This is a genomic window from Clostridium sp. Marseille-P2415 (assembly GCF_900155545.1).
Lineage (GTDB): Bacteria > Bacillota > Clostridia > Lachnospirales > Lachnospiraceae > Lacrimispora.
This window is the reverse complement of sequence record NZ_LT732525.1, coordinates 169809-186285: the sequence shown is the minus strand read 5'-3', so window position 1 is coordinate 186285 and position 16477 is coordinate 169809. Positions and strand designations below refer to the sequence as shown.

Genomic DNA, 16477 nt, shown 5'->3' with positions numbered 1-16477 from the left:
AGTGATTCTTTACTTCGGCCGGCGCCTTTTTTGGCTCTTTTGGCTGTTGATTATCATTGAAATTAGTACTATAATCGACAAATGTGAATAAATTCCAGAAAGGGCGTGGCAAAATGGTAAAAGATCTAACAGTAGGGAAACCCTCAAAGGTACTATGGCAGTTTTCGATTCCCATGTTTATCAGCGTGATTTTCCAGCAGCTTTATAACATTACAGACAGCGTGGTAGCAGGGAAATTTGCGGGAGAGGAGGCGCTGGCTGCGGTAGGGGCATCTTATCCGGTAACCATGATTTTTATGGCAGTTGCAGTAGGAAGCAACATTGGATGCTCGGTCATTATCTCTCAGCTGTTTGGTGCAAAACGGTATAAGGAGATGAAAACCGCCATCTATACCACTTTAATCTCATCTGTGGTGCTGAGCCTTGTTTTGATGGCAGCAGGTCTGGCTTTCTGCGGTCCCATGATGAACCTCATACAGACCCCGGTTAATATTTTTGAGGATGCATCGCTGTATCTGAAAATTTACATCGGGGGATTTTTGTTCCTGTTTCTTTATAACGTATGTACGGGGATCTTCAATTCTCTGGGGGACTCCAAAACCCCGCTTTATTTCCTCATAGGCTCTTCCTTGGGGAATATTATCCTGGACATGGTTTTTGTCATCGTCTTCCACTGGGGAGTGGCAGGAGTTGCCTGGGCTACGTTTCTGGCACAGGGAATCGCCTGTATACTGGCTGCGGTGACGGTCCGGAAAAGGATCGCCGGAGTGGAAACACAAGGAGCGTTTCCGGCATTTTCCTGGGAAATGCTTAAGAAGGTCGGTATGGTGGCAGTTCCGAGCATCCTTCAGCAAAGCTTTATTTCCATTGGAAACATGTTCATCCAGGGTCTGGTCAACAGCTTAGGCTCTCCGGTTATTGCAGGCTACTCCGCAGCAGTGAAGCTTAATACCTTTACCATCACCTCCTTTACCACCCTTGCCAACGGCCTGTCCAGCTTTACGGCCCAGAACATGGGTGCAGGAGAAGAGGGGCGGGTAAAAAGCGGGTTCCGGGCCGGCTGGTCCATGGCCATATTCGTGGCAATACCCTTTACCCTTGTCTTTTTCTTTATGGGAGCTCCGGNGGCTATGGAAAAAAAGCCTACGTATTTTATGATGACAGCTGGATCGGTGTGGAGCCATATAACAGCCATTTTAAGGAATTCGGCTTTGATGGTCTGATCAAATGCGTATTCTCCGGCTACGAGGCAAGGCTTTGTGCAGGAGCAGAGGTAGAAACCCATGAATTAAGACTTCACCCATACCTCTTTCCCGTAGGCCTTGGCGGGGCCCCTACCTTCAGCCGGGGCGGTGATCCGGTAAAGGACGCAAAAGAATACTGGAATCATGTGCGCCGCGCCCTTCTGCGGGAAAAAATAGACCGCATCGGCCTTGGCGGATATCTCCATCTGGTGGAAGACTACCCGGATTTTTGCAGCTATATCGAAAAAATAGCAGATGAATTCCGCCTGATCAAGACCTTTCACGAGAATGGAGAAGTATACACCCTTCCCTTAAGGACAGCAGTTCTTCATTCCTGGGGAAAACTCCGGTCCTGGACCTTATCCGGACATTTCCATGAGACTGATATACATGATCTGGTCCATATAAATGAAGCCTTATCCGGCCTTCCCGTTAAAGTGGAATTCATAAGCTTTGATGATGTGAGGGAGGGAGCCTTAAAAAATGTGGATGTTCTCATAAACGCAGGAGCTGCCGGAACCGCCTGGAGCGGAGGCGATGCCTGGGCAGACAGCAGGGTGGTTGATGAGGTGACCCGTTTTGTTCACGAAGGAGGAGTTTTCCTTGGTGTGAATGAGCCATCGGCGAAAGAAGGCTGCCATACTTTCTTCCGAATGGCCCATGTGCTTGGAATTGATAAGGATACCGGTGCGAGAGTATGCCATGGCCGCTGGGATTATAAGAAGGAACTTATAAAAGACCTGTTGCCGGATGGAGCCGGAGTACGGGGAAAGAGCGGCCTTTACTTAACCGACGGTAAAGCCCGTGTGCTTAAGGAGGAGAATGGGATCCCTTCGGTCACGCTGCATGAGTTCGGTAAAGGATGCGGGATTTATTTAAGCAGCTTCCAGGTGAACTGCGAGAATACCAGAATGCTGCTAAACCTGATGCTCTATGGGAAAAAAATGGACTTAAGGCAGAAGTATTTAACGGATAATCCCTATACGGAATGCGCATGGTACCCGGAAAGCCGCCAGCTTGTGGTGATTAACAACAGTGAGAAGCTTAAGCAGGCTTCCGTAGAAACCGGTTTCGGCGTATCCCGTGTGACCGTTCAGGCTTTTGATACGGTTATCATGACATTATAGGGGATGGAGGTGCCGGCCGCAGTGATTCTTTACTTCGGCCGGCGCCTTTTTTGGCTCTTTTGGCTGTTGATTATCATTGAAATTAGTACTATAATCGACAAATGTGAATAAATTCCAGAAAGGGCGTGGCAAAATGGTAAAAGATCTAACAGTAGGGAAACCCTCAAAGGTACTATGGCAGTTTTCGATTCCCATGTTTATCAGCGTGATTTTCCAGCAGCTTTATAACATTACAGACAGCGTGGTAGCAGGGAAATTTGCGGGAGAGGAGGCGCTGGCTGCGGTAGGGGCATCTTATCCGGTAACCATGATTTTTATGGCAGTTGCAGTAGGAAGCAACATTGGATGCTCGGTCATTATCTCTCAGCTGTTTGGTGCAAAACGGTATAAGGAGATGAAAACCGCCATCTATACCACTTTAATCTCATCTGTGGTGCTGAGCCTTGTTTTGATGGCAGCAGGTCTGGCTTTCTGCGGTCCCATGATGAACCTCATACAGACCCCGGTTAATATTTTTGAGGATGCATCGCTGTATCTGAAAATTTACATCGGGGGATTTTTGTTCCTGTTTCTTTATAACGTATGTACGGGGATCTTCAATTCTCTGGGGGACTCCAAAACCCCGCTTTATTTCCTCATAGGCTCTTCCTTGGGGAATATTATCCTGGACATGGTTTTTGTCATCGTCTTCCACTGGGGAGTGGCAGGAGTTGCCTGGGCTACGTTTCTGGCACAGGGAATCGCCTGTATACTGGCTGCGGTGACGGTCCGGAAAAGGATCGCCGGAGTGGAAACACAAGGAGCGTTTCCGGCATTTTCCTGGGAAATGCTTAAGAAGGTCGGTATGGTGGCAGTTCCGAGCATCCTTCAGCAAAGCTTTATTTCCATTGGAAACATGTTCATCCAGGGTCTGGTCAACAGCTTAGGCTCTCCGGTTATTGCAGGCTACTCCGCAGCAGTGAAGCTTAATACCTTTACCATCACCTCCTTTACCACCCTTGCCAACGGCCTGTCCAGCTTTACGGCCCAGAACATGGGTGCAGGAGAAGAGGGGCGGGTAAAAAGCGGGTTCCGGGCCGGCTGGTCCATGGCCATATTCGTGGCAATACCCTTTACCCTTGTCTTTTTCTTTATGGGAGCTCCGGTTATCCGCATTTTCATGGAACAGCCCGGCGGGGAGGCCATGAATACCGGCATTTCCTTTCTCCGCATCGTGTCGCCATTCTATATTGTTGTAGCAACGAAGCTGATGGCAGACGGGGTGCTGCGGGGTTCCGGTGCAATGAGGTATTTTATGATTACCACCTTTGCTGACTTAATCCTGCGCGTGGTCATTTCGTTCCTGTTAGCAGGTCCCTTTGGAGCGAACGGGATCTGGATGTCATGGCCCATAGGCTGGTGTATTGCTGCTTGTCTGTCCATGGGATTTTATCTCAGGGGATCGTGGAAATATTCTGAAAAATAAAAGGATGTTAAAGGATCCCTTCCAGATCAAAGGGCGGTGTATATTCTTCCTTTGCGCTGCTTTTTTCCTGCATAAATCCCTGGTCCAATCCGAGTCTGATGGCCTCATCCAGCACTTTGTTATATTCATAAGAAGTGATTCTCCGGTTGATCTCCGGAAAGTCTGCGCTGTGGTAAAAGGGGGTATACTGGCTCATAAGGCTGATGTAATACATTCCAGGGGGCAGCTCTTCCTTCATCCAGTGAAGGAGGCGGATGGAATCCTCTTTTGCGCCGGGAAGAACCATATGGCGTATGATGACTCCTTTTTTCATAAGAATTCCGGCGGAGTCAAATTGCGGCGCGCCGGTCTGGTCTATCATCTGCTTTACCGCTTTTGAGGCAATATCAAAATAATCGGCGGCCTTGCTGTAACGCGAGGAAAGCCCGGATTGATAATATTTTAAGTCCGGAAGCCAGATATCCACGTATCCATCCAGCTCCCTTATGACTTCGCAGGTTTCATATCCTCCGCTGTTATAAACGACCGGAATCGAAAGCCTGGATTTTATGAGGTCCAGAGCCCTTAAGACGGAGGGCAGATACTGGGTCGCTGTGACCAGATTCAGGTTATGGGCGCCTTCTTCCTGAAGCTTTAAGAAAATGTCAGCCAGCTGGCGGACGGTGAGCTCTTTCCCGAAATTTTCCTGGCTTATGGAATAATTCTGGCAAAAACAGCAGCGCAGGGTGCAGCCGGAAAAAAATACGGTTCCGCTTCCCCGGCTTCCGCTGATACATGGCTCCTCCCAGTGATGGAGTGCGGCACGGGCTGCTTTTACGGCATTGCCGCATCCGCAGAAGCCGGTGCTTACATGGCGGTTTACTCTGCAGTTTCTGGGACAGAGACTGCAGGATTCGTAGATATGGTCAAGGTTTATCTGGGTATCTCCTGTTATTGACAAATTGGCTTTCGTACATTAATATAACCTGTAAGCAGGAAAGCAGGGGGCCGCGAAGCGGGCATTTGCTTTCATCTCATATTATAGTAAACAATATGCAAAAAGATTGCAAGATAAAGGTGATGTACAAGTGAGTGATGAAGATGAATGAAACGAAAAATATGGCCGCTCTCCGCTATGCATTTCCAAAAACCGTACCGGTTATGGCAGGATATCTGGTCCTGGGTGCGGCTTATGGTATACTTATGAATGTCAATGGTTATGGGATCTGGTGGGCCCTTCTTATAAGCGTATTTGTATACGCCGGAAGTCTGCAGTATCTTGGGATTACGTTTTTTGCGGCGGCCGTTAATCCATGGTACGCTTTTTTTATGTCCTTGATGCTCAATGCCAGGCATTTATTTTACGGACTTTCCATGCTGGACAGATATAAGGAGGCAGGAAAGTTAAAACCTTACCTGGTTTTTTCCTTAACGGATGAGACGTTTTCCGTTTTGTGCAATGAAAAGCTGCCGGAAGGACTTTCCGAATACCGGGTGTATTTTTTTGTGTCCCTGTTAGACCAGCTATACTGGGCGGCAGGGACCGCGGCCGGCGCAATCGCCGGAACCATGATAAGCTTTGACGCAGCAGGAATGGATTTTGCACTGACAGCCCTTTTTGTCGTGATCTTTGTTGATCAGTGGAAATCCGGACGGGGCCATCGGGCAGCCCTTGTTGGAGTGTTGTCCTCAGCCGCCTGTGTCATGGTATTTGGACAGAGCGTTTTCATCATTCCGGCCATGGTTCTCATTCTGGCAATTATCACTGCCGGGTATTTTATGGAGAAGAAAAAGGAGGAACGGTCTTGAGCCAGGATATGATAAAGAATCTTTTCATCGTGGGGGCCATGGTGCTTGCCACTGTCATCACCCGTTTTCTTCCCTTCCTTCTGTTTCCGGCCGGGAAAAAAACACCAAAATACATAGCTTATCTGGGACTTACCCTTCCCTATGCTACCATTGGGCTTTTGGTTGTGTACTGCTTAAGGGGGCTTGAGTTTGCCGCATATCCCCATGGGCTTCCGGAACTGATCTCCATCGCAGCCATTGCGGTCCTTCACCTCTGGAAGGGAAATTCTCTTTTAAGCATCGGAGCCGGAACCGCCCTTTATATGGTGCTTGTTCAGGCCGTATTCCGTTGAAGGGCCGGGCCGGCTTTCATATCCTTCCGGCAGGCCCTTCTGCTCCCGGAATTCTTTGGGGGAGAGGCCGAATTCCTTTTTAAAGGCCCGGTAAAAGCTGGTATAGTCTGAAAAACCGTACTGGTGGTATAATTCGCCAAAGGGAATGCCGGACAGGATTCCGTTTTTACTGGCCTGAAGCCGTTTTTTAATGATATACCGGTGCAGAGAGATCCCCATATTGTCCTTAAAGACATGGGATATGTGATACTTGCTGGCATAAAAGAAAGAGGCCAGGCGGTCTAAGGACAAATCCTCTTCCAGGTGGTTGTTGATGTAATCGCAGAGATTTAAGTAAAGTACATTTTCATAAGCTGCAGGAACCTGATGGAGCATATCGTAGGTGATCCGGTTTAAAAACAGCAAAAAGGAATGGACCTGCAGCTCTGCGTTCAGCTTGTGGAAGGCCTTATTGCCGTGGATCTCTTCCAGCATGTCCAGAAGGCGGCCCTGTATATCCTGAAATGTGATAAAATCCGTGCGGAAACGGTAATGTTTGTTCTCCGAAACATAACGGAAACTGTAAGAAAAGTCCTCAGACCAGGAGCACATGGTTTCGTAATAATCCCGGCTGATCCAGAGAACGAAGCGCTGATAAGTTTTTCCGGTAGAGTGGAATATGGGATGGTGCTTCACATCAGGAGGAATTAACAGGTAATCGCCGTATTGTAAGTGATACTGATTTCCTTCCACCTCATAAGTCACATCTCCGTTCATGAAAAAATACACTTCATAATAAGGATGGCTGTGGTCCACAATATGGTCTAGATCCATATCTTTGTAAAAAAATACTTCAAATTCACCCGAATTCATATACTGCCGTTCGTCAAAACCGGTGGACAATTCTCTTTTCAATTGGAATCCTCCTTTTTTCCTGTTTGTTTTCATTCTGCAACTGTATTATAAGACACAACCGCAAGTTTTGCAATGCGAACGGCAATTAAATCCATGGTATTCCGGATGCATTTTGATTATACTGAATCCATAAGGCAGGGAGAAGAATCCTGCCGGAATGAGGCAGAGGAGGTATTTCATGAAATTATCATTCAGATGGTACGGGGATGACGACAAGGTGACATTGCAGAACATTCGCCAGATTCCCGGTATGTATTCCGTTGTGACAGCCGTTTATGATGTTCCCGTAGGAGAAGTGTGGAGCAGGGAAAGCATTGCGCATCTTAAAAAAGAAACGGAGGAAGCAGGTCTGGCTTTTGAGGTGATCGAAAGCATTCCGGTCCATGAGGACATTAAATTAGGGAAGCCGGACAGAGACCGGTATATCGCAAATTACTGCGAGAACATCAGAAGGGTGGCGGAAGCAGGGATCAAATGCATCTGTTACAACTTCATGCCGGTATTTGACTGGACCAGGACCCAGCTGGACCATGTATTAGAGGATGGCTCGACCTCTCTGGTATACTATCAGGATCAGGTGGACAAGGTGAACCCGCTGGAAAGTAAAAGCGATCTGGCCCTTCCGGGCTGGGATTCCAGTTATACGAGAGATGAGCTGAAGCAGGTGGTAAGTGAATACAACGCCATGTCGGAGGAGGATCTCTGGGATCATCTGAAATATTTCTTAGAGGCAGTCATTCCGGTAGCAGCAGAATGTGGCGTAAACATGGCGATCCATGAGGATGATCCATGCTGGAGCATTTTCGGGCTTCCAAGAATCATTACCTGCGAGGAAAACTTAGACCGTTTCTTAAAGCTTGTGGATGATAAGCACAATGGGATCACCCTGTGCACCGGTTCCCTGGGCTGCTCCAATAAAAATGATGTGGTGAAGATGGCTGCCAAATATGCGGCTATGGGCCGCATTCATTTTGTACATGCAAGAAATGTGGAGGTCCTTGAAAACAACCGGGGCTTTGAAGAGCGTGCCCATTTATCAAAATGCGGCTCCCTGGATATGTTTGCGATCTTAAAGGCCCTCCATGACAACGGGTTCGACGGATATATGCGCCCGGATCACGGCCGCATGATCTGGGGCGAGACAGGACGGGCCGGATACGGCCTTTATGACCGTGCGCTTGGGGCGACCTATTTAAACGGCCTTTGGGAAGCAATTGAGAAAACGAGCAAATAAGAAAGAAGGAAGATCACATGGCATTGACATTTGGAACCGATTTAAGCGGTAAGGTAGCGGTTGTAACCGGAGCAGGCGGAGTGTTGTGCGGCATGTTCGCAAAAACGCTTGCAGAAGCAGGCGCAAAGGTAGCGGTCCTGGATTTAAACGAAGAAGCTGCACAGGATGTGGCCTCTTCCATTGCGGAGGCAGGCCATACGGCCAGGGCTTATAAGGCAAACGTACTGGAGCGGGAAAGCCTGGAGGAGGTCCATGCCAGGGTTCTGGCAGAGCTTGGTCCCTGTGACATCCTGATAAACGGCGCAGGCGGAAATAACGCAAGAGCCAATACGGATAAGGAATATTTTGAGATAGGAGATATCGAGGCCGACACGAAGTCCTTTTTTGATTTAGACCAGTCCGGCGTCCAGTTCGTATTCAATTTAAATTTCCTTGGAACGCTGCTTCCATGCCAGATTTTCGCAAAAGACATGATCGGCAGGGAAGGCTGCAGCATATTAAACATATCTTCCATGAATGCGTTCACGCCATTGACAAAGATTCCGGCCTACAGCGGTGCAAAGGCAGCCATCAGCAACTTTACCCAGTGGCTGGCCGTTCACTTTTCCAAAGCGGGCATCCGCGTTAATGCAATAGCGCCTGGATTTTTTGTAACCAAACAGAATGAGAAGCTTTTATTTCGTGAGGATGGTGCTCCCACGCCCAGAACAAACAAGATTCTGTCCGCGACTCCGATGGGACGTTTCGGTGAGGCAGAGGAATTAAACGGTGCTCTGTTATTCCTTTTAAATAATGATGCGGCAGGTTTCATCACCGGAGTGGTGCTGCCCATTGACGGCGGATTCTCTGCTTATTCCGGCGTTTAAACATAAAACATGACAGGTGCCGGCCCTTTCCGCGTTTTCCGTTCAATCAAAGCGGAACGTGGAAGGGGCCGGCCTTCTTGTTACCCTTTTAAATCATAAGTTTTTACCAGGTTATTTTTTGTTTTTTCCGGTTTTAAAGTTTCGTCAATTTGTAAATATAGAAATAATAATTGTCATTTTGTGGAAATATTGACAAAAAGTTACAAAATAGCGTATAATGTGATTAACCATGAAAAAAGTGTTATGGTTTACATTTACCAAAAGACGAGACGAGGAGCAAAAGACAATGAAGACATCGGGGGAAAAAAAGCGAAATCTGAAAACGTTAAAAGCTGTGAAAGGAGTGAAGTCGGAGAAAACAGGAGGGAAAGTTGCATCATTAAAATCGCTGATCGCGTTAAAATCACTGAAAATGAAGATGCTGGTATTCATTATCGCGATCATTTTAGGTCTGGCTGTTGCTAATATGGTAATCAGTATTTCAGTCAGCTACAGCGGGATCACAGGTGTCGTGAAAAATGATTTGGAATCAACGGGCAAGCTTGTCAACAGCCTGGTCGTACAGAATTTAAACCAGATGAAGGTAAGCATAGAAGCCAGCGCACAGGGCGGCAGCTTAAAATCCATAAACTCCAGAGTTGTAGCGGAGTATCTTGCCAATCAGTGTAATCTTTATGGATATAAGGATCTTGAAGTGATCAGTCAGGATGGCACGGTAAGCCGGAGTGCAAGCGGGGATCACATCGGAGACAGTTATACAGGAAAGGATTACATAACAAGAGCCTTGAACGGAGAGACCACCATTTCCACCACGGAGTACGACAGCAACAATGAGCTGGTGATCCGGGTTGCGACTCCTTACGAATACGGAGTTCTTCTCGGAACCTATGATGGATCCGTATTAAGCGAACTGATCAAGGATCTTCGGATCGGGGAGACCGGCAATGCTTTCCTGATCGACAATACCGGAACCATGATCGCAAGCGCGTCACCGGAACTGGTGAACGAACGTCAGAACTTTATTGAATTGGCAAAGAACGACAGATCCTATGCTTCAGCCGGCCGCATGTATCAGACCATGCTTGCCGGAAATGCAGGCATTGGCAAGTACGATTATAAGGGTTCAAGCCGGTTTTGCTATTACAGTCCGGTAACAGGCACCGATGGCTGGGCCTTAGGCGTGGTGGCACCTGTAAAGGAGACGACTACCTCCATTTATACCGTAGTTCTTGCCATGGGTATTTTTGCCGTTATATCGGTTGCAGTGGGCTGCTTCCTGGCCTTCTGGTTTGCAGGCTCCATTGCCAGTCCCGTATCAGCCATAGCCGGCAGGATGAAGCTCTTTTCGGAAGGTGATTTAACCAGTGATGTTCCGGTGGTAAAACGCAGGGATGAGATCGGTCTGCTGGCGGATGAGATCACCAGATCCGTGCAAAGCGTCAACGCTTATATTACTGAGATAGCGTTGTTCCTGGGAAATATCGCATGCGGAGATTTCAGTCAGTCCGCGTCCATGGAATACCAGGGAGATTTTAAAGTTATCCAGGATTCCATTGAGAGTACTGTGGACCTGCTTTCAAAAACCATGAATACGATTAACGTATCTGCGGTGGAAGTGGCAAAAAGCAGTGCCCAGGTATCCCAGGGAGCACAGAACTTAAGCCAGGGTGCCGTCGAGCAGGCAGCCTCCGTAGAAGAGTTATCTTCTTCCGTTAATGAGATATCTAACAGCCTTATGAATACAGCAAAGGCCGTAGAAGGTGTTAACGAGCAGGCCGGCCGGGTTGGAAAGGCCATGGAGAACGGCAATGAACAGATGCAGGAAATGATGCAGTCCATGGGACAGATCAGCCGGAAATCAAAGGAAATTGAAAAGGTTAACAAGCTTATTGAAGATATCGCGTTCCAGACCAATATTCTGGCGCTGAACGCGGCTGTGGAAGCTGCCAGGGCAGGGGAAGCAGGAAAAGGTTTTGCAGTGGTTGCCGATGAGGTCCGTAATCTTGCCGGCAAGAGTGCGAATGCGGCAAAGGATACCTCCAGCCTGGTTACAGACACCATTGCAGCCGTTGATAAGGGAACCAGCATTGCGGCTTCTACAGGGGAAACATTGAACGGGGTCCTTTTAGAGACCAAGAACATGGTTTCAGCCATCAGGGAATCTGCAGAGGAGTTAAAGCAGCAAAGCGATAAGGTCACTCAGGTAACTGCCGGAATTGAACAGATCTCATCCGTGGTCCAGAGCAATTCCGCTACCGCAGAGGAAAGCGCAGCAGCCAGCGAAGAGCTTTCCGGCCAGGCAGAGAATTTACGTGAGTTAATGAGTAAATTCCGGCTTCGTTAAGGCTTAAGCAGGAATTCCAATTGAGATAAAAGCACAGAAGACCGTAAGGGTCCGTCGGAAAATCATTTTTCCGGACTCTTACGGTCTTTTTTATGGTACATTTTTAACTGTGTCACGATTGAATCGTGACAAAAGGAGTTTTCATTAAGTTGTATATTCCCAGGGGCATATTTATAATAGAAGTATCTTAAGAAGATTGGCCAATCGTTTCTTATAGTCAATGTATGATTCATTTTGAATAAGAGAGAGGGTATGACATGAAAGAAAAAATTCAAACATTCGGCAGAGCTTTAAGCGGTATGGTTATGCCTAATATCGGAGCATTTATAGCATGGGGGGTCATTACAGCTCTGTTTATTCCTACCGGCTGGCGTCCCAATGAAAAATTAGCCGAACTGGTAGGTCCTATGTCCACTTATCTGTTACCGTTGCTGATTGCCTATACCGGGGGCAGGAATGTTGCCGGAATCAGAGGCGGAGTGATCGGTGCCATTGCCACCATGGGCGTTATCGTAGGAGCCGACGTGCCGATGTTCTTAGGTGCCATGATCATGGGGCCTTTTGGGGGATACTTAATTAAGAAACTCGATAAATTAATGGAAGGTATCATTCCTGCGGGTTTTGAAATGCTCATCAACAATTTTTCCTTAGGCATTTTAGGTGCGCTCCTTGCACTGATCGGTTACCTGGGAATCAGCCCGGTTGTGGCTGGATTAAACAGCTTCATGGAAGCAGGGGTAGGGTTCTTTGTGGATCACGGCATTTTGCCTCTGGTAAGTATTTTCATTGAGCCGGCTAAGGTATTATTCTTAAACAATGCAGTGAATCACGGGATCCTGTCTCCCATGGGGATGCAGGAGGCTGCCGATACAGGCAAGTCCCTGTTTTTCCTGCTAGAGGCTAATCCGGGTCCCGGTCTCGGCATATTGCTTGCGTATTGTCTGGTAGGAAAGGGAGATGCGAAAAGTTCTGCTCCCGGAGCAATTATCATTCATTTATTCGGCGGTATCCATGAAATTTATTTCCCTTATATCCTGATGAATCCGGTTCTGCTGTTAGCTGCAATTGCAGGCGGGGCCAGCGGAGTATTTATACTCAGTATCTTTCATGCAGGCCTTGCAGGCCCCGCATCACCTGGGAGCATCATAGCCGTTCTCGGTATGACCGCCAGAAACAGCTATGCGGGAGTTATCCTCTCCGTGCTGACCGCCTGTGCAGTATCCTGTCTCGTAGCAATCCCACTTTTGAAGGCCTTCGGAAAAGGAGATCTGGAAGCTGCAAAAACGAAGGTAAAGGATATGAAAAACGTCTCCAAAGGGCTTACAGATGTAAATGCTCCCAAGGAGGTAAAATATATTGTATTTGCCTGTGATGCGGGTATGGGCTCCAGTGCCATGGGAGCAACCATATTGCGGAAGAAATTAGCATCCGCAGGTCTGGAGCATATCAGTGTAGTTCATTCTCCCGTATCCGCAATACCGGAGAATGCCCAGGTGGTGGTGACACATGAAGAATTGAAGGAACGTGCGGCTCACAGCTGCCCGGGAGCCAGACTGGTATTAATCAAAAATTTCCTGTCAGCTCCTGAATACGATATGCTGGTTGAAGAACTGAAGGGCTGACAAATGGAACGAACAGCGGAACAGGGCTAAGATCCGGAAGGGGGGGCAGGATATGATGTTATCTCAGCGTCTCATACAGCTGTTTACGATACTTTTAAAAGAAGACAGGGTGGTATCTGTAAAAAAGCTGGCAGATGATGTGAAGGTCAGCAAAAGGACAGTTCAAAGAGAATTGGATCATACGGAAGGGTTCTTAAGGAAATATGGGCTGAGTCTGAATACCAAGGCCGGTACAGGTATCTGGATGGAAGGGGAAAGGCTTAGCAAAGACAGGCTGCTGAAGGAATTACAATCCAGAGAGACGTTTGATTATATTGATAAAGAAAAGAGAAGAAACGGTCTTATTTTAGAAATATTAAAGGACATGGAACCAAAAAAGCTTTATTATTACAGAAATATCTTCGGCGTGAGTGAAGCTACCATCAGCAACGACATGGAAGCAATCGAAGACTGGTTTGAAAAATTTGGTCTTACTTTGATCAGAAAACAGGGGTATGGAGTGGCGCTGGAGGGGCCGGAGAAGAATTATCGTCTGGCGGTGAAGAGCTTTATCGATGAGTATCCGGATACAGCCGGCCTCCGGTCAGCGATCGGTGAGAAGAAATGGGCTGTATTAGGCGAATATTATGAAAAAGAGAAAAAAGGGATATTTCAATTAATCGATTATAAGGTGCTAAAAAAGGTGGCATTGTGTCTGAGCAGCATAAGGGATAAAAAGCTGACCCGTTTTACAAGCGGTTCTTATTCTTCTCTGGTATTACACATAACAATAGCAATGATGCGGATCCAGAGCGTGGAATATATAGAAGAGGATCCCAAGACTTTGGATGAATTCTTATATCATGAAGATTATCAGCTCGCCTGTATCATAGCAGAATCCCTGGAAAATGAATTTGCCATAAAAATACCGGAAGGGGAAATTGCCTATATTCTTCTTCATATCAGCGGAGCCAAGATCCAGTCCGCGGGTTTTGAAGAAGATTATGAAAAGGATGCATCTGTCAGAGAGGAGCTTTTAGAGCTCATTCATGAAATAACGGATATTTATGACTGCAAAATATCCTATGACTTAAAGCAGGATGAAGAATTTGTCCTGGGTCTTCTGGCCCACTTAAAGCCGACCTTTATCCGCTTAAAGAACCATCTGTCCATTACCAATCCCTTATTGTCCCAGATCAAGGAGACTTATCCGGAGACTTTTGCTAACTGCAGCAGAGTTGGGAAATATATCGGGAAAAAATACGGATTTTCGGTTCCGGAGGATGAGGTCGGGTATCTTGCAATGCATTTTGGAGCCGCAGCGGTCAGGCTTGTGGACAGGAAGGAAAGCTTACGGAAGGTGAATATCGGCATCATCTGCGCCAGCGGTATCGGCATCTCAAGACTGATGCATTCCAAGCTTAAAAACTTTTTAAAGGACCGGGTCCAGATAGATACATACGGAAAGGAGGATCTGACTCCGGGAGCATTAAAAAATCTGGATTTCATCATATCCAGCATAGAGCTGGAGGATATACCGGCAGATATTATTAAGGTCAGCGGGCTTCTGAATGAAAAAGAACTGGAGGAGATTGAAGAAAAGGTCAGGCACTATTCAAAAACCTCTAAGAAAAGCCAGGGAGAAGGGGAATTCTCCAGACAGCTGGAAGATATTAATATCTGCATTAACCAGATCAAAGGCATCATAAAGGACTTTCAGCTTATTAAGGTAAGCGAGACCATTTGTTTTGATGAACTGCTGGTTGCGGTATCGGAAAGGCTTTCGCCCTTTAACAGCAACCGGCTGCAGATCCAGGAGGATATCATGCGGAGAGAGAAAATATCCTCTCAGATGATACCGGAATATGGATTTGCCCTGCTGCACGCCAGGACAAAAGGTGTGGTGAAAGCAAATTTTTCTGTCTGCGTCACCAAGGACCGGACAGCTTTTATAAATACTTATTTTAAGGGGATTAAGGCAGTCGTCATCATGCTGATTCCGGAGGATGACTGGATGGCGGTGAACAGCGATATTATGGGCTGCCTAAGCGGGCAGCTGATAGAAAACAAGGAATTCTTAAGCCTGATTTTTGAAGGAGGGAAGGAAGCTGTCAGAGATTATGTGGAGAAGATACTAAGGCATTATTTTAAGCAGTATTTAGAGACTGTTTAAGCGGCCGGAAAAAGAGGTGATTGTGATGGAGCTTTTGTTAAAAGAAAATATTGAAATTAATTGTAAGGCAGCAGATAAGGAACAGGTGATCCGCCACATCGGAGGAAAATTATGTAACAGCGGATATGTGGAAGAAAGTTACATAGACGCCATGCTTTTAAGGGAGAAATCCTTTTCTACCAATATAGGGAATGGAATTGCTCTTCCCCATGGCATTGAAGCCTCAAAAGGAGCGATCAGAAAATCCGGTATTGCTGTTATGGTATTTCCGGAGGGAACCGACTGGGGAAGCGAAGCGGTGAAAATAGTCATAGCGGTTGCCGGTGTGGGAGAAGAGCATCTTGAAATTCTTTCAAATATAGCGGAAATATTGTCTGATTTAGAAAATGTTGTCCGCGTGATTAACAGTGACAGGGATACGATTTATGAGATTTTTTTGGGAAATGAGAGAAAGGAAAGTGCCCTATGATAATTACGGTCACCATGAATCCGGCAATCGATAAGACCGCTGAGCTTAAGCGCCTGGAGAGAGGAAGCTTAAACAGGCTCCAGAATTGTCTTTGGGATATCGGAGGCAAAGGCATCAATGTATCCAAGACCGTTCAGGCTATGGGCGGAGAAACCGTCGCTACGGGGTTTTGCGGCGGCGGCACGGGAAGACAGATGGAAGAAAGCTTAAAGGAGCTTGGAATAAAAAGTGATTTTGTACATATAGGCGATGAGACAAGAGTGAATTTGAAGCTGGTGGAGGGAAATGGGATCGTTACGGAGCTTAACGAACCGGGACCGATTGTAACGGAGGAGGAACAAAAGCGGTTAACGGAGAAATTGATATCTTATGCGGGGGCTGATACTCTGTTTGTTTTTGCGGGAAGTATTCCCAGAGGAATTGAGAAGGATATTTATCTCAAATTAATCCCTCTTGTAAAGGAGAAAGGTGCCAGAGTATTTCTGGATGCCGATGGAGAACTGTTTGCCAGAGGCTTGGAGGGGAGACCGGATTATATTAAACCAAACCGGAAAGAACTGGAGGAGTATTTTAAGAAGGATTACCGGGTGACGGAAGAAGAGCTCCTGGATATGGGAAGGGAGCTGCTGCAAAAAGGGAGCAGCCTGGTTGCGGTATCCTTAGGGCAGATGGGGGCTCTGTTTCTTACAAGAGAAAACGCCTTTAAATGCCCGGGAATAAAAGTGAAAGCCCATTCAACCGTAGGAGCGGGCGATGCAATGGTAGCAGCGCTGGTTTACAGCCTTGCCGGGAAAGAGGAATTAAGGGAGAGTGTAAAGCTTGCAATGGCAGTCTCGGTAGGTGCGGTTACCACCCGTGGAACAAAACCGCCCGGCAGGGAGCTGATCGAGGAACTGAAACAGAAGACAGAAATCATAGATCTTGATGAAGGAGTATAAAT

14 protein-coding genes are annotated in these 16477 nt (G+C 47.1%); 12 read left to right on the top strand and 2 right to left on the bottom strand.

Going from position 1 to position 16477, the window contains the following annotated elements:
* The first annotated feature begins 113 nt into the window (after positions 1-113).
* The 3 genes from BQ9856_RS00890 (at position 114) to BQ9856_RS00880 (ending at position 3836) form a co-directional block, all read left to right on the top strand.
* Positions 114-1223: an MATE family efflux transporter gene (locus tag BQ9856_RS00890; protein WP_235839087.1), complete on the top strand. Its 1110-nt coding sequence runs from the start codon at positions 114-116 to the stop codon at positions 1221-1223.
* Positions 1175-2371 (top strand): 1,3-beta-galactosyl-N-acetylhexosamine phosphorylase, encoded by a 1197-nt coding sequence (locus BQ9856_RS00885; RefSeq protein WP_235839086.1) that lies wholly within the window; start codon positions 1175-1177, stop codon positions 2369-2371. The genes BQ9856_RS00890 and BQ9856_RS00885 overlap by 49 nt, the downstream gene beginning before the upstream one ends.
* Before the next feature lie 133 nt (positions 2372-2504).
* The gene (locus BQ9856_RS00880) at positions 2505-3836 is read left to right on the top strand and encodes an MATE family efflux transporter (RefSeq protein WP_077609311.1); all 1332 of its coding nucleotides are present in this window, start codon (positions 2505-2507) and stop codon (positions 3834-3836) included.
* Positions 3837-3843: 7 nt separating this feature from the next.
* Here the strand turns inward: BQ9856_RS00880 and BQ9856_RS00875 are convergent, their stop codons facing one another.
* Complete coding sequence (locus tag BQ9856_RS00875; protein ID WP_442855454.1) at positions 3844-4776, bottom strand: radical SAM protein; 933 nt, start codon at positions 4774-4776, stop codon at positions 3844-3846.
* Between the two features lie 134 nt (positions 4777-4910).
* Between BQ9856_RS00875 and BQ9856_RS00870 the strand changes: the two genes are divergently transcribed.
* Together BQ9856_RS00870 and BQ9856_RS00865 are read left to right on the top strand one after the other, a co-directional pair.
* Positions 4911-5624: an AzlC family ABC transporter permease gene (locus BQ9856_RS00870; RefSeq protein ID WP_442855453.1), complete on the top strand. Its 714-nt coding sequence runs from the start codon at positions 4911-4913 to the stop codon at positions 5622-5624.
* A gap of 8 nt (positions 5625-5632) precedes the next feature.
* Entirely contained in the window at positions 5633-5956 is a 324-nt protein-coding gene (locus BQ9856_RS00865; RefSeq protein ID WP_077609980.1) for a branched-chain amino acid transporter permease, read from the top strand.
* Here the strand turns inward: BQ9856_RS00865 and BQ9856_RS00860 are convergent.
* Entirely contained in the window at positions 5897-6850 is a 954-nt protein-coding gene (locus BQ9856_RS00860) for a helix-turn-helix transcriptional regulator (protein WP_077609310.1), read from the bottom strand. The genes BQ9856_RS00865 and BQ9856_RS00860 overlap by 60 nt on opposite strands.
* Positions 6851-7028: 178 nt before the next feature.
* On the opposite strand from BQ9856_RS00860, the gene uxuA reads away from it, so the two are divergent.
* The 7 genes from uxuA to pfkB all read left to right on the top strand — a co-directional run bounded on the left by uxuA (position 7029) and on the right by pfkB (position 16475).
* Positions 7029-8084 (top strand): mannonate dehydratase, encoded by a 1056-nt coding sequence (gene uxuA / locus BQ9856_RS00855; RefSeq protein WP_077609309.1) that lies wholly within the window; start codon positions 7029-7031, stop codon positions 8082-8084.
* 17 nt (positions 8085-8101) lie between these two features.
* Entirely contained in the window at positions 8102-8950 is an 849-nt protein-coding gene (locus tag BQ9856_RS00850) for an SDR family oxidoreductase (RefSeq protein ID WP_077609308.1), read from the top strand.
* Positions 8951-9236: 286 nt separating this feature from the next.
* Entirely contained in the window at positions 9237-11294 is a 2058-nt protein-coding gene (locus BQ9856_RS00845; protein WP_159441914.1) for a methyl-accepting chemotaxis protein, read from the top strand.
* 257 nt (positions 11295-11551) lie between these two features.
* On the top strand, positions 11552-12916 hold the full coding sequence (locus BQ9856_RS00840) for a PTS mannitol transporter subunit IICB (protein WP_077609306.1): 1365 nt from the start codon (positions 11552-11554) through the stop codon (positions 12914-12916).
* Between the two features lie 52 nt (positions 12917-12968).
* Entirely contained in the window at positions 12969-15068 is a 2100-nt protein-coding gene (locus BQ9856_RS00835; protein ID WP_077609305.1) for a BglG family transcription antiterminator, read from the top strand.
* Positions 15069-15093: 25 nt separating this feature from the next.
* On the top strand, positions 15094-15537 hold the full coding sequence (locus BQ9856_RS00830; protein ID WP_077609304.1) for a PTS sugar transporter subunit IIA: 444 nt from the start codon (positions 15094-15096) through the stop codon (positions 15535-15537).
* Positions 15534-16475 carry a 1-phosphofructokinase gene (pfkB, locus tag BQ9856_RS00825; RefSeq protein ID WP_077609303.1) on the top strand — a complete coding sequence of 314 codons (942 nt, stop codon included), beginning with the start codon at positions 15534-15536 and terminating at the stop codon, positions 16473-16475. The genes BQ9856_RS00830 and pfkB overlap by 4 nt, the downstream gene beginning before the upstream one ends.
* Positions 16476-16477 lie beyond the last annotated feature (2 nt).